Source organism: Streptomyces sp. NPDC060205, from assembly GCF_042728395.1.
GTDB lineage: Bacteria > Actinomycetota > Actinomycetes > Streptomycetales > Streptomycetaceae > Streptomyces.
Genome location: NZ_JBHWZP010000274.1, coordinates 1 through 12,795, shown reverse-complemented (window position 1 = coordinate 12,795; position 12,795 = coordinate 1). Strand labels below are relative to the sequence as shown.

The following is a 12,795-nucleotide window of genomic DNA, read 5'->3' as shown; positions in this document are numbered from 1 at the left end:
GGCTTCGCTCCTGCCTTCGGCCCGCGCCGCCCCGGCCCCGGCCCCGCGCCACTCACGATGCCCCGGGGTGATCACGCTTCACGCTCTGATCCCGCCTAGGGGCCGATGCACCGGACCGATCCTGATTCCCCTCCCCGGCCCACATGGCCAGGCCCGATCCTGGGGGGGGAGAGACGGCACTTGCCCACAGGCCCGCACGCCAGGTGCGGCCACGGACCCAACAGACGCTTTGTGCTCCACAAGCAGGTGCGCGACGGCTTGGGCTTCGTTGGATCATACGGACCGGTCCCAGGGATCACCCCTCCCCGCCGGAACGGCGGGGCTTGATGAAGTAGGGAAAGTTCTACCGCGCACTCTGAACGTCTTTGATCACTGGAGCCGGACGACCTACTCACGTGAGTAGGTACAGGGCTACGCTTGCTGCGCCTGATGACGTCAGGATGCTGCGACGACAAGGAGTGTGCTCACGGGATGGGACCGAAGTCTGAGCGGGTCTACCGCACGATTCGCGAGTGGATCACGACAGGCAAGTACCACCCCGGTGCCAAGCTCCCGTCGGAGCGGACCCTGTCCGAGGAACTGGAGATCGGTCGCACCGCCCTTCGTCAGGTGCTGGCGAAGCTGGTGGCTGAGGGCGCCGTCGAAGTGCACGGTCGTAGTTCGTACCGCGTACCCGATCGGTCCGTAAGCACGGAGACACCGACGGACGTCGAGCCCTGGCAGATCCATGGTGAGCGGACTCTGTACGACAACCGTTGGGTGAAGCTCGGTCTCGTCGATGTCGAGCCGCCTGGCGTCGAGCGTTTTGAACATCACGTCGTACGCCTGCATCACGTGGCCATCGCTGCCGTCATCGACGATCAGGATCGCGTCCTGATGATGTGGCGATACCGCTTCGTCCCCCAGTCCTTCGGTTGGGAGCTCCCTGGCGGGATCGTCGACGAGGGGGAGAACTCCTTGCAAGCGGCCCTGCGCGAGGTCGAGGAAGAGACCGGCTGGCGGCCCGACGGGCTTCAGCATGTGGTCACGTATCAGCCGATGGTCGGCATGGTCGACTCGCCGCATGAGATCTTCGTGGGCCAGGGCGCGAAGCTCGTCGGCGAACCGACCGACCTGGAAGAAGCCGGGCACATCGCCTGGGTTCCCCTCGCCGACGTACCTGGCCTGATGGCTCGTGGTGAACTCATGGGCTCGGGAACCCTCGTTGCTTTGCTGCACGTGCTTGCTTCCCGGGGTGCCGGCGCTTCGCCTACAGCCGCTGGGTGAGCTGTTCGATACGGCGGCGGTGGCGCACGGACCCTGTGCGGCTTGCCACCAAGCGGGCTTGGCGCAGGTGCTCGTGCGCCTGGTCGTACTCGCCGCGGGCCACGTGTGCCTGCGCGAGATCACAGCGCAGTCCTGCTGATGCCCGGATGAACGTCGGATCGGTCGCTTCCAAGGCTGTGTAGAGGCTGCCTACCGCTTCTTCGTCGCCTATCAGGGCCAGTGCGTTGCCTCGCCACCTGGCCAGATGGCCGCCGTTCAGGAAGATGCTCAGCATGTCGGGGTCGCGGGCTTCCTCGCCCGACGGTAGGCATTTCATCGCGTTGTCGAGTGCGCGCCGGCACTCATCCTGAAGCCCTGCTCTTGCGCAGATCTCGGCTTCGGCCGCATACAGCCATGCCCTGAGCCGCGGGGACATGGCCTTGCCGCCGAGTCGCTGCGCGTCTCGTACCAACTCGACAGCCATCGGGGCTCGGCCCGCATCGCAGAGTACGTATGCCTGCTCCGCGGTGGCGTGAGCCAGATACATCGGCTCGTCTGCCTCCTGGGCGGCCCGCTTGCCCAACTCGTAGTGGCGCCAGGCTCGTTCGACCGCTCCGACGTCGAGTGCCTGCCATGCCGCCAAGGTCGCCGCTCCTGCTAACGCCACGGCTACAGGGCGTCGCGTCTCGGGCAGTACGGCGAATGTGAGGGCGTCTTCCAGCGTCGACAGGTGCGCGGTCATCTGGTCGACAAGGCTTGCCGCACCGAGCTGCCGGTCGATGGTCCGCAGCAGTTCGGTCTGGTCCATGAACGTCTTCACCATGGTCTGGCTGACGTTGCGGGCTGCGTCGATACGGCCCATGAGTTCGTCGTAACCGTCGACTGCGGAGCCGGTGGTTGGTGCCTCCGGCTTGCCGGTCAACTCGTCGTCCGTGACGCCCAGGAGGACGCGGAGGATGCTTGCGTATCGGGTCGAGATGGCTCGCCGGCCGTTCTCCCACTCCGAGACGTACACGCGCAGGCTCGCTGTCGACGCGACGCTGAGCATGTGCTGACGCGCATGACGCTCGATCTCGCGAACCAGACGCTCTTGCGACCACTCGCGCGCGCTTCTTGCTGTCCTGAGTCCGTTCATCACCTGTGCCGCTCCGCATGGGGTGTTGAGCCGTAACAGCAGCATGCCTCACATCGGTGCAGGTCGGCAGGGGTTAACGAGACGCGTGTTAACCCCTGTTGGCTACCGAATCGTTGGCGCGAGCGCTTCTCTAGAAGTGTCGCAGCAAAGCGAGTTGCACCACCGGAGTCACTACAGCACTTGACTTCTGGTGCGCACCAGTTGCAATCTACTGGTGCGCACCAGATGGGCGGTGTGAGTGCCTACGGCTTTGCTGCGGGCCACCCGTCAACGCACAGGAGCGGCGTCCCCACCGCCAAGTAAGCACGCCGCTCCCACCCTCAGAGAGGTAGTTCCATAATGCGTCAGATCCCAGTCGACACTTCCAACGCCACCGTGATGGTCGCCAAGGCTCCGCAGACCAAGCTGAAGGACCGCCGGACCGGTGAGATCGCCATGGACGCCGAGACCGGAGCGAAGCTGCTGACCGTGGACGTGATGTTCGCAGCCAACAACGAGGTGGAGATCCTTTCCCTGACCGTTCCTGAGTCGGGCGTCTCCGAGGAGCTGGTCATGGGCACCCCGGTCGCGCTGACCGGTCTGATCGCCCGGCCGTGGGAGAACGAGTTCAACGGCCAGAAGCGCCACGGCATCGCCTTCCGCGTGGTTGCGGTCACCTCGCTGGCTGTGGCGGGCTCGGCTTCGCAGGCGGCCTGATCATGACTGCCTTCCTGATCGCCCTGGTGCTGGTCGTCGCCGCTGCGGGTCTCCTGCGGTGGCGGCGCCCCGCCTGGTACTGGCTGGTCTTCGGCGTTACCTTCGCTGTTCTGCGGGTCCTGGTCCGTTACGTCTCAGTCATGGATGCCTGCGGGCTGACGGTGCCGCCCTCCCGGTGGCGCCTGGCCCTGGCCCGGATCACGAACCGGCCGGTGCCCGAGTCTCGTGTCCCGCGCATCTTGCGGGTCCGGCCCACCCGTACGGGCCTGGTACTGCGTCTCAAGCTCCGCCCGGGTCAGGACGCCTTCGACGTCTCGGCCGCGTCGGACCGGCTCCGTCACTCCTTCGGCATGTACGGCGTGACCTCTCGTGAACTCCGCTCCGGCGTGGTGGAGGTCCGTATGACCGGCTACGACGTGCTCAAGCGAGTGCAGATGCCGGCCACCGCCGACACCCGGCCGATGCGGGTACCGGTCGCGTTACGTGAGGACGGTTCGGTCCACTACCGCGACTACCGGGCCGTGCCGCACGGGCTCACGCTCGGCGCCACCGAGTCAGGGAAGTCCGTGTATCAGCGCAACCTCGTTGCCGGACTCGCCGCGCAGGACGTCGCCTTGGTCGGCATCGACTGCAAGCAGGGCGTCGAACTCTTCCCGCTCGCCCGGCGCTTCTCCGCTCTCGCCGACAACCCGGACACCGCCCTCGAACTCCTCGAAGCACTCGTGACGCACATGGAGGACGTCTACCAGCTCATCCGCGCTCAGCAGCGCATCAGCGTCAACGTCCCGGACGCACAGATCGCCGCAGACATCTGGGACCTGCCCGTCGACATGCGCCCGGTCCCGGTCGTCGTCCTGGTCGACGAAGTCGCCGAACTCGCCCTGTTCGCCACCAAGGATCAAGAGAAGCGCCGGGATCGCATCGTCACCGCCCTGGTCCGGCTCGCCCAGCTCGGCCGTGCCTCCGGGATCTACCTGGAGATCTGCGGGCAGCGCTTCGGCTCCGAACTCGGCAAGGGGATCACCATGCTCCGCGCCCAGCTCACCGGCCGCACCGCGCACCGCGTCAACGACGAATCCTCCGCGAACATGGCCTTCGGCGACATCGCCCCGGATGCCGTCCTCGCCGCCATCCAGATCCCCACCGAAACCCCCGGCATCGCCGTCACCGGCGACTCCTCCGGCGGCTGGGCCCGCATCCGCGCCCCGCACACCTCGCTGCGCCAAGCCGTGAACATCTGCAACAAGTACGCCGACCGCACCCCCGACCTGCCCGCGCTGGAGCCCTTCCGGCCCGTGGTCGCTCCGCTGCCCTCGCCCCGAGTGCCGCTGTCCAAGACGGCCTCCGCCACCGCTTGATCCTCCCTGCACCCCCGGTCGGCGCGACCGCCCTTCGCGCCAGGTCCCTACCCCCTCCATGCCTCATTGCCGGAAGGAGCCGTGATGGCCCGCCCCGCCCTCCGAGTCGACGCCGTACTCGTCCAAGCCGTCATTGCTGGGGCGCTCTCCTTCGCCCACCTGCACGACCTGGCCGCCGCTGCCGGACAGAGCGGATGGAAAGCCTGGGCCTACCCGATCAGCGTTGACCTGCTCCTCGTCGCCGCCTGGCGACGACTGCGCTCCGACGGGCCATCCCGGCTGGCCTGGTGCTGGTTCGTCATCGCCCTGGTCGCCTCGCTCGGCGCCAACATCGCCACCGCCGGCCTCCTCGACCTCGACCGGGTTCCGGCCTGGCTGAGCATCCTCGTCGCAGCCTGGCCCGCCCTGGCCTTCATGGGCGGCACGCTCCTGGCCCACTCCGCCAACGACCACCCGGCGGTGCCCGAAGTTCCGGCCACCGCACCGGAGCCCGAGACCGGTCCCGAACCGATCATCTCGTCTGAGCCGGGACCCATGCCGGTCGCGCTGAACGAGCCGGAGGAAACTCCCGCACTCCCGGCCGCCGCTGTACCGACCTCAGCTCCTGAGCCTGCCCCGGGTCCGCCCATGGCTGCGGCTCCGTCGGTTCCGGCCGCGCTGGTCGACCACGCACGCAAGATCGCCGCCGACCACCACGCCCGCACCGGATCGCCGATCGACACCGACACCCTGCGCGTCCGCCTCGGCGTCCCGTCCCAGCTCGCCCACGCCATCGCCGCCCAACTCGCCTGATCAGAAAGGAGCGCCACCGACATGCCTGCTCGCGACCACTTCCACTCCGTGATGCGGATCGGGCCCGTGCAGATCGGCACCCACCGCGACCGCAACGGCCAGACCAAGCACGCCGCTGTGTGCACGAACGACCGGTGCGGCTGGTCCGCCGACTACGGCAGCGCGACCGCCGCCCAGCTCGCCGCCCGTACCCACCGCTGCACCGCCCGATAGGAGCCCGCCCCGTGGACGTCCCGCTCTGGCTCGCCCTTGCCGCCGTCGGCTACCTCGGCGTCAAGCTCATCCGCCCACCGTTCTGGCTGGTCCTGGTGCTGCTCCTCGGCGGCTACCTCATCGCGGACAGCCTCCTCGCCCCGGTCATCGACACCGCCGTCAAGTAACCCGTCCCGAAGGGAAATCCGCTGATGTTCCGCCCGAAGATCCCGGCCATGCCGCAGCCCACCGGCTTTACCGCCCCGCCCGTCGTCATCGAGCCGACGGCTGTCATCCAGCACACCTCGACTGCCCCCGCGCCCGCGCCCGTGGCTCCGACTCGGCCGGCTGTTCAGCTCACCCCTGGCGCCGTCGTCGCCCTCGTCGGTAGCGGCACGGCCGTCGTCCTGGTCGTCGGCGCCGTACTCGTCTCGATGCTCCTGGCGGTCGCCATCACTGGTGCGTCCGTCGCCATCTGCGCCTTGGTCATCCGCTCGCTCATCACGAGCGAGGCGAAGCACCGCTGACCTACTCCCGGGCGGCCTCAACCGCCAAGTCTCCGCCGCCCGGGAGCCGTGCCCCTCTCCGATCTCGCAACCGGAAGGAACCCCCAGCATGCCCCCGCACAGCCAACCGCAGGCTCACATCTGCTCGAACTGCAACGGTCATGCTTCCGTCGCCATCACCCTCGGCGGACGTGACCGGCACGGCCACCTGCGGAGCATCACCGCCAACTGCCCGGCCTGCCACGGCACCGGTACCTCCCGCCGCTCGACCGCAGGGGAGGGCGCCCGTGCCTGACGTCCTCCTCAACCCGATCACCCTCGGCGACCTGCTGAGGGTGGCTTCGGCCGACGACTTCGACCGCTGGCAGGACCAGATCCGCCGCACCGGCGGCTGCTCCGACCCGATCCACCTCACCGGCTGGACCCTCGCCAAGGACAAGACGACCGGCGAGACCCTGCACCGCTACTCCACCGAGAACGAGCCTGGCGGGCGCCTCCGCGTCGCCTGCGGAAACCGCCGCGCCTCCCGCTGCCCCTCCTGCGCCTGGACATACGCGGGAGACACGTACCACCTCATCCGCGCGGGCCTGGCCGGGGACGACCGCCGAGACATCCCCGTCACAGTCCGAGACCACCCCCGCGTCTTTGCCACCCTCACTGCTCCGTCCTTCGGGCCGGTCCACAACCGTCCCGACCGTGGCACCTGCCGCTGCGGCACTCGCCACCCGTCGGACGCCCCCGTGCTCGGCACGGCACTCGATCCGAAGACGTACGACTACGCGGCCGCCGTCCTGTTCAACAACTGCGCCGGACAGCTATGGCAGCGCTTCACCAACCGACTTCGCCGCGAGATCGCCGCCCGTGCCGGCCTCACCCAACGCGAGCTCAAGGAGGTCGCTCGGCTCTCGTACGGAAAGGTCGCCGAGTTCCAGAAGCGCGGCGCCCTGCACTTCCACGCCGTGATCCGCATCGACGGCCCGGACGGACCTGACACCCCGCCCCCGTCCTGGGCCTCGGCGGGCCTGCTCTCGGATGCCATCGAGGCCGCCGCGGAGCACTCCTACACCTCTGTCTCCGTGCCTGCCATCGAGGACGAGCCCACCCGCACCTTCCGCTGGGGCACTCAGCTCGACGTACGGCCCGTGAAAGCGTTCGGCGACGGCTCCGACATCACTGAACAAGCGGTGGCCTCGTACGTTGCCAAGTACGCAACCAAAGCCGCCGAGAACACCGGCTCCATCGACCGCCGCATTGGCGAACTCTCCGAACTCGACCGCCACGGCGTTCCCGACCACACCCGCAGCCTGATCGAAGCGTGCAAGCGACTCGACCCGCTGTACCCGGACCGTCGCATCTGGGCTTGGGCCCACATGCTCGGCTTTCGCGGCCACTTCTCCTCCAAGTCCCGGCGCTACTCGACCACCCTCGGGGAGCTCCGGCAGGCCCGTGCCGACTTCCGCGCCGAGCAGGAGCGCCAAGCACTCGGCTTGGACGACATCGAGCCGGACACCGTCCTCGTCCTGGCCGACTGGCAATACGCCGGACACGGCCACACCCCCGGTGAATCCGCGCTCGCCGCCACCATCGCCCGGGACCTGCAACTCAACCGTGAAACCGCACGCGAAGCCCTACGCGACCAACGCGCCACGGAAGGAGCCGCAGTATGAGAGACCGCTACCTCAGCGTCGACCAGGTCGCCGAGCTGCTCGGTACGACGGCCCGCTTCCCTCGACGCCTGATCGCCGAGCGGCGCATCACCTTCGTCAAGGTCGGCCGTCACGTCCGCATCCCCGAAAGTGCTGTGGACGCCTTCGTGGCGGCGCACACCGTGGAGCCGATCACCGGTCGTACCTCGCACCTCAAAGGGGTGGCCTGATGCCCAACGCCAAAGGGCGCCGTCGCCGCTTCGGATCCGTACGCAAGCTGCCCTCGGGGCGCTTCCAGGCCCGCTACCGGGGCCCGGACGGTCTGATGCGCACGGCGGACAAGACGTTCGCCACGCAGACCGACGCGGACCGCTGGCTCGTCAAGCAAGAGGCCGAGATCCTTGACGGCAACTGGCGGAACCCTGATGTCTCGGTGCTCTTCGGTGACTTCGCGGAGTCCTGGTTCAAAGATCGCGATTATGCGGCCACCACTCGGGAGCGCAACGCTGGCGTGCTCAACCTGCACATCCTGCCGACCTTCCGCGCGGTCCCGTTGCGAGAGATCACCACGCCGCAGGTACGGCGCTGGCGTACCGATCTCCTTGGTTCCGGGGTCGGCGTGGCCACCGTGTCCAAGTCGTACCAAGTACTCCGCGCCATCATGAACACGGCCTTGGATGACGGGTTGATCCAGCGCAACCCGTGCCGGATCAAGGGCGCTGGGGCGGTCACTCACACCGAGCGGCCGTTCCTGTCCGTGCCCGAGGTCTACCGGATCGCCGAGGCTGTTCCGCCGCACTGCCGCGTCTTGATCCTCCTGGCCGCGTTCACGGCGCTCCGCTTCGGTGAGCTGGCCGCTCTCCAGCGCCGTGACATCGACCTGGAGGCCCGTACCGTCTCCGTTCGCCGCGCGTACGCCGAGACACGTACGGAGGGCCTCACGGTCAAGGCTCCCAAGAGCGCGGCCGGCGTCCGTACCGTGGCGTTCCCGGCCTCGCTCGTCGAGGAGCTGGCTCACCACCTCGCCGAGCACGCGAGTGCCGGCCGGACCGGGCTCGTCTTCGTCGGGGCCCGTGGCGGTGTCCTGCGGCGGAACAACTTCCGGCGGATCTGGCTCCGGGCGCTCGACTCGACCGGCCTCGGTGACGTCCACTTCCACGATCTCCGGCACACGGGGAACACCCTTGCCGCGACCGGTGGGGCGACCACGCGAGAGCTGATGCACCGCATGGGGCACTCGTCCGTGCGGGCCGCTCTGATCTATCAGCACCTCGTCAACGGGCGTGATCACCAGATCGCCGATTACGTCGATGGGCAGATTCGGAAGGTCAAGCGGCCTCCGCAGGATCCTTCTGGCACGTAAGTGGCACGGCGGCGAAAAGCTGTCGGGAACGATCAAGGCCCAGGCATCCGGCTTCACACCGGTTGACCTGGGCCTTAGTCGTGTCCTGGACTCGGTGGGCGCGGACGGTTTCGAACCGCCGACATCCGCCTTGTAAGGGCGGCGCTCTACCGCTGAGCTACGCGCCCGGGACGAGTCGACAGCCTACATTGCCCGGGGTGGTGCCCTGCAAACCCGTTCCCGGGGGTGCCGTGCGGGGGTTTTCCCCACCCTCGATCCGGGAGTCGTCCGGATCCCCCGGCCGGGGCCGGATCCGTACGGTCGAGGTGTGTCCCGGTACCGCGTGGGGCTTGGGACTTGGGCGTTGGGAATCTGGGGGAGTTTCGGTATGAGTGGTCGGCAGAGTTTTTCGGGTCGGGGTGGGTGGCGGCGTCGTGGACGGCTGGCCGCCGTCGGTGTGGGGGTTGTCGCCGTGGGGCTTCTTGCCTCCGGGTGCGGGAACAGTGCCGATGAGGACAAGGAACCTGAGACGCGGTCCTTCGCGCTCGACGGCCGGACATTGACCGTCGACTCCGACGACTCGGCGCTCGAACTGGTCGTGGGGGACGTGGACGACGTACAGGTCACCCGGTGGTTCAAGGCCGATGTCGCGATCGGCAAGGATCCCGAGATCAGCTGGAGCATGGAGAAAGGCGACACCCTCAAGCTGCGGGTGCACTGTTCCGGTGTGGTCGCCGACTGCTCGGCCAAGCACCGGATCGTCGTGCCGCGCGGGGTCGCGCTCACGGTGAAGGACCAGGACGGGAGCGTGCGGGCCAGCGGGTTCGAGGAAGCCCTCGATATCCGGGCGGGCGATGGGTCCGTACGGGTCCAGGATGTTTCAGGGCGTCTGACGCTGCGTACCGCGGACGGGTCCGTCCATGCCAGTGGTATCGACTCCCGGCGGGTGGAGGTGAACACGCAGGACGGGTCCGCCCGCCTCGAATTCGTCTCCGTTCCCGATCGGGTCTCGGCGCGTGGGCAGGACGGGTCTGTCACCATCGGGCTGCCGGACGCCAAGTACCGGGTCACGACCGGTGCCCAGGACGGGTCCGTGGACGTGTCCGTGCCGCGGGACAACAGCAGCTCCCATGTGGTGTCCGCGCACACCCAGGACGGGAAAGTCACGGTGCGTACCGCGAACTAACCGGCCCGTGTGTTCGTCCTTACCTGGTGGGAGAATGAATCGGGGCCACCACCGGGGCAGGGCGGATTCCAGCACGGGAGAGGGAAGTGACGGCGACACCTTCACAGCCGTACACGCCGTTTGTGCCGCGCGCACAGCAAGTGCCTCGGTTCCGTGCGGGCCGTGAGTTGTTGGGGCTTGTTCTGCTTCCGCTTCCGCTGGTCGCGCTGGTGCTTCCTGCCGCCTTCGCCGGCGGGGGTACGCGGCGGTGGTTCGGGGGGCGTTCCGAGAGCCAGCGGGCCGAGGCGCAGGCCGCGAAGGACGCCGCGGCGGCCGCGTTCTACGAACTGGACACGGCGCAGCGTGATCTGCGGATCTCGATCGAGACCATCACCGCCGTCGACGACACCCCGGCCGCCCGGCGCGCGGTCGCCGACTTCGAGGCGCTCGGCCGGCGCATCGACGAGGTCAGTCATACGTACATCGACGCCGTCGACGCCCATGATCTCGACCGGGACGATCTGGAGGCCTCCGTCGCCGCTCATGCTCGTACGGAGCTGAGCAAGGCCAAGGATGAGCTGGTTCGCGTCAAGCATGAGCTCGATCGGTTCGAGCGGGGGCTCGGGCCGCTCCTCGGCAAGGCCGAGACGCAGCTCGCCCGGCTCGCACCGGCTGTGGAGCGGGCCCGGCAGTCCCTGCTCGCCGCGTCGAACGCGCTCGACGCGGTGCGGGGCAGTGGCCTCAAGGCCGACGATCTGGCCGCCCGGCTCGCCGCGCTCGCGCCCGAGCTGACCAAGCTCAACCAAGGAGCCGGGCAGCACGGGGTGCCGGAGACGCTGGAGCGGGCCGACCGGGTCGCGCGGGACGCCGGGGCCGTGGCGGCGGAGGCCGAGCGGTTGCCCGAGCGGGCCACCGAGATCGACCGGCGTCTTGTGTCGCTGCGTACGCGCGCGCAGGCGCTCACCACGCGGTCCGGGCAGGTGAATCCCGTGCTCAGCGAGTTGCGGCGGCGGTTTGTCGCCGAGTGCTGGCAGGACCTTCAGCATGTGCCTGACCAGGCCGCGGAGGCCGTTCGGCAGGCCGAGGCGAAGCTGGCGGAGGCGCGGGGCGCTCGGGAGGAGCAGCGGTGGGCCGATGCGACGGCCCTGCTGTCCACGGTGCGGGCCTTGTTGAACACGACCGATGAGGCCGTGTCCGCGGCGGGGGACCGGTTGCGGCGGCTGAACGAGGTGTCCAAGGACCCGCAGCGGGAGATCGAGCGGACGCGGTTCGCGATCCGGGATGCGCAGCGGCTTGCGATGGCCGGGCGCAACACGCCCGATCCTCGGCAGGCGCGGCCGCTCGACGAGTCGGTGGCTCGGTTGGAGCGGGCGATCGGGTCGTTGGAGGGGCGGCATCCGGATTACTGGCACTTCTTGACTGAGCTTGAGGGTGTGCGGGGGGCTGTGGCGGGGGTTGTTTCGCAGATTCGGGAGGAGCGGGGGGCTGGCGCCTAGCTGGGCCGGGTTGGTTTGGTTTGGGGTGCCGTGCGGCTCCGCCGAGGTGGAGGGCATTTGGCTGCGGCTCGGTGGGGGCTGGGTGCGCAGTTCCTCGCGCCCCTGGGTGGGTGGGGGTTTGCGTCGGAGTTTGGCTGCGGGCCGGTGGGGGTGTTGCGCAGTTCCCCGCGCCCCTGGGTGGGTGGGGGCTTGCGTGGGAGGTTGGCTGCGGGCTGGTGGGGGTGTTGCGCAGTTCCCCGCGCCCCTAGGGGGTGGGGGTGTGCCCGGGTTTTGGAGGGCCGGCCCTGGTGGGGTGGGGGAGTTTGGCTGCGGGTTCGGTGGGGGGCGGGCGCGCGGTTCCTCGTGCCCCTGGGTGCGTGGGGTGTGTCTGGGCTTTGGGGGTTGGGCTACGGCGGGGGCCCGTCTTCCGGTTGCCCTGTGTGTTTGACGCTCATTCTTGCGTCCACCTTTTTCGCCGGCGGGATCTCCGACCAGAAGCGGTGGCAGGTCACGAAGACCGCCAGTTCCCGTTCGCGTTGGCGGAGCTTTTCCACCTCTGCCTGTTCGTCGGGGGTCCAGCCCGGGGAAGCGGGGCGTTCCACCTTGCGCCAGCCGTGGTCGTCGCTGAAGCCGTCCAGGGGCTCGACCGACCAGGGAAGCCGCTTCAGCAGGGCCAGAAGTTCGGCCCGGACCTGATGCAGCTCCTCCTGACCGGCCAGGAGGTCACTTGGGAAGTCGTAGGTCTCAGCCACCCGGCAATGGTACGTCTGTTCGATTTTGCGATGCGAGTTCTTTGGGGGACTTCGCAGGGGGACTTCACGCGAACGGTCGCGTTGTCAGTGCCGCGCGCAAGACTGGAGACATGTGCCGCAGCATCAAGACTCTCCGACCGCCCGTCCTTCCCGAAGAGGCCACGGAGGAGGACATCCGCGCCGCCGCTCTTCAGTACGTCCGCAAGATCTCGGGCTTCCGCGCCCCGGCCGCCCACAACCGCGAGGTTTTCGAACATGCCGTCGACGCCGTCGCGGAGGCCACGGCTGAACTCCTGGCCAAACTGGAGGTGAGGGGGCAGACCCGCGCGTCCTAGGGCCTGTCTGACAATTCCCGTCTGCCGCGCGACGCCATGCACGCTCCCCCAGCCTCCGGCCGGGGGGACCCCCACTCGCCGCACCGGGCGCAGAGCCAAGTACGTCCAGTACGAGGCTCTGCGCCCGGCACGGCGAGAGCACGCACCTGACGCCTC

Annotated in this window: 16 protein-coding genes and 1 tRNA gene; 14 read left to right on the top strand and 3 right to left on the bottom strand. The window is 68.7% G+C overall.

Translation table 11 applies throughout. From position 1 onward, the window contains the following. Window positions 1–471: 471 nt before the first annotated feature. Window positions 472–1,266, top strand: a complete 795-nt coding sequence (locus ACFWGJ_RS33820) for an NUDIX domain-containing protein (protein ID WP_387332268.1) — start codon at window positions 472–474, stop codon at window positions 1,264–1,266. Here ACFWGJ_RS33820 and ACFWGJ_RS33815 read toward each other — a convergent pair. Beyond that, entirely contained in the window at window positions 1,250–2,293 is a 1,044-nt protein-coding gene (locus tag ACFWGJ_RS33815) for an XRE family transcriptional regulator (protein WP_387332270.1), read from the bottom strand. The genes ACFWGJ_RS33820 and ACFWGJ_RS33815 overlap by 17 nt on opposite strands. A gap of 426 nt (window positions 2,294–2,719) precedes the next feature. On the opposite strand from ACFWGJ_RS33815, the gene ACFWGJ_RS33810 reads away from it, so the two are divergent. From ACFWGJ_RS33810 to ACFWGJ_RS33765, 10 genes are all read left to right on the top strand, one after another. Then, window positions 2,720–3,076, top strand: a complete 357-nt coding sequence (locus ACFWGJ_RS33810) for a hypothetical protein (protein ID WP_107018480.1) — start codon at window positions 2,720–2,722, stop codon at window positions 3,074–3,076. Window positions 3,077–3,078: 2 nt separating this feature from the next. After that, on the top strand, window positions 3,079–4,434 hold the full coding sequence (locus ACFWGJ_RS33805; protein WP_387332266.1) for an FtsK/SpoIIIE domain-containing protein: 1,356 nt from the start codon (window positions 3,079–3,081) through the stop codon (window positions 4,432–4,434). 84 nt (window positions 4,435–4,518) lie between these two features. Next, window positions 4,519–5,226 (top strand): DUF2637 domain-containing protein, encoded by a 708-nt coding sequence (locus tag ACFWGJ_RS33800; RefSeq protein WP_387332264.1) that lies wholly within the window; start codon window positions 4,519–4,521, stop codon window positions 5,224–5,226. Between the two features lie 21 nt (window positions 5,227–5,247). Next, window positions 5,248–5,439 (top strand): mobile element transfer protein, encoded by a 192-nt coding sequence (locus ACFWGJ_RS33795; protein WP_189779709.1) that lies wholly within the window; start codon window positions 5,248–5,250, stop codon window positions 5,437–5,439. An 11-nt stretch (window positions 5,440–5,450) separates the two neighbouring features. Further along, window positions 5,451–5,606 carry a hypothetical protein gene (locus ACFWGJ_RS33790; RefSeq protein WP_189838082.1) on the top strand — a complete coding sequence of 52 codons (156 nt, stop codon included), beginning with the start codon at window positions 5,451–5,453 and terminating at the stop codon, window positions 5,604–5,606. A 24-nt stretch (window positions 5,607–5,630) separates the two neighbouring features. Continuing rightward, window positions 5,631–5,945, top strand: coding sequence for a SpdD-like protein (locus ACFWGJ_RS33785; RefSeq protein ID WP_387332263.1), 315 nt, complete (start codon window positions 5,631–5,633; stop codon window positions 5,943–5,945). Between the two features lie 88 nt (window positions 5,946–6,033). After that, window positions 6,034–6,219 carry a hypothetical protein gene (locus ACFWGJ_RS33780; RefSeq protein WP_387332261.1) on the top strand — a complete coding sequence of 62 codons (186 nt, stop codon included), beginning with the start codon at window positions 6,034–6,036 and terminating at the stop codon, window positions 6,217–6,219. Then, complete coding sequence (repSA, locus tag ACFWGJ_RS33775) at window positions 6,212–7,591, top strand: replication initiator protein RepSA (protein ID WP_387332259.1); 1,380 nt, start codon at window positions 6,212–6,214, stop codon at window positions 7,589–7,591. The genes ACFWGJ_RS33780 and repSA overlap by 8 nt, the downstream gene beginning before the upstream one ends. Next, on the top strand, window positions 7,588–7,800 hold the full coding sequence (locus ACFWGJ_RS33770) for a helix-turn-helix domain-containing protein (protein WP_387332257.1): 213 nt from the start codon (window positions 7,588–7,590) through the stop codon (window positions 7,798–7,800). The genes repSA and ACFWGJ_RS33770 overlap by 4 nt, the downstream gene beginning before the upstream one ends. Then, a complete protein-coding gene (locus tag ACFWGJ_RS33765) occupies window positions 7,800–8,933 on the top strand; it encodes a tyrosine-type recombinase/integrase (protein WP_387332255.1) in 1,134 nt (377 codons plus the stop codon). Before ACFWGJ_RS33770 ends, ACFWGJ_RS33765 begins: the two co-directional genes overlap by 1 nt. Before the next feature lie 95 nt (window positions 8,934–9,028). On the opposite strand, the gene ACFWGJ_RS33760 is transcribed toward ACFWGJ_RS33765, so the two are convergent. Continuing rightward, window positions 9,029–9,100 (bottom strand) — tRNA-Val (locus ACFWGJ_RS33760). A gap of 200 nt (window positions 9,101–9,300) precedes the next feature. Here ACFWGJ_RS33760 and ACFWGJ_RS33755 point away from each other — a divergent pair. Together ACFWGJ_RS33755 and ACFWGJ_RS33750 are read left to right on the top strand one after the other, a co-directional pair. Next, complete coding sequence (locus ACFWGJ_RS33755; RefSeq protein WP_387332253.1) at window positions 9,301–10,098, top strand: DUF4097 family beta strand repeat-containing protein; 798 nt, start codon at window positions 9,301–9,303, stop codon at window positions 10,096–10,098. An 86-nt stretch (window positions 10,099–10,184) separates the two neighbouring features. Beyond that, window positions 10,185–11,573 (top strand): hypothetical protein, encoded by a 1,389-nt coding sequence (locus tag ACFWGJ_RS33750; protein ID WP_387332251.1) that lies wholly within the window; start codon window positions 10,185–10,187, stop codon window positions 11,571–11,573. A gap of 386 nt (window positions 11,574–11,959) precedes the next feature. Here ACFWGJ_RS33750 and ACFWGJ_RS33745 read toward each other — a convergent pair whose 3' ends face one another. Beyond that, window positions 11,960–12,304 carry a hypothetical protein gene (locus tag ACFWGJ_RS33745; RefSeq protein ID WP_387332249.1) on the bottom strand — a complete coding sequence of 115 codons (345 nt, stop codon included), beginning with the start codon at window positions 12,302–12,304 and terminating at the stop codon, window positions 11,960–11,962. A gap of 110 nt (window positions 12,305–12,414) precedes the next feature. Between ACFWGJ_RS33745 and ACFWGJ_RS33740 the strand changes: the two genes are divergently transcribed. Further along, window positions 12,415–12,639, top strand: coding sequence for a DUF2277 domain-containing protein (locus ACFWGJ_RS33740; protein WP_387332247.1), 225 nt, complete (start codon window positions 12,415–12,417; stop codon window positions 12,637–12,639). The last annotated feature ends 156 nt before the right edge of the window (window positions 12,640–12,795 follow it).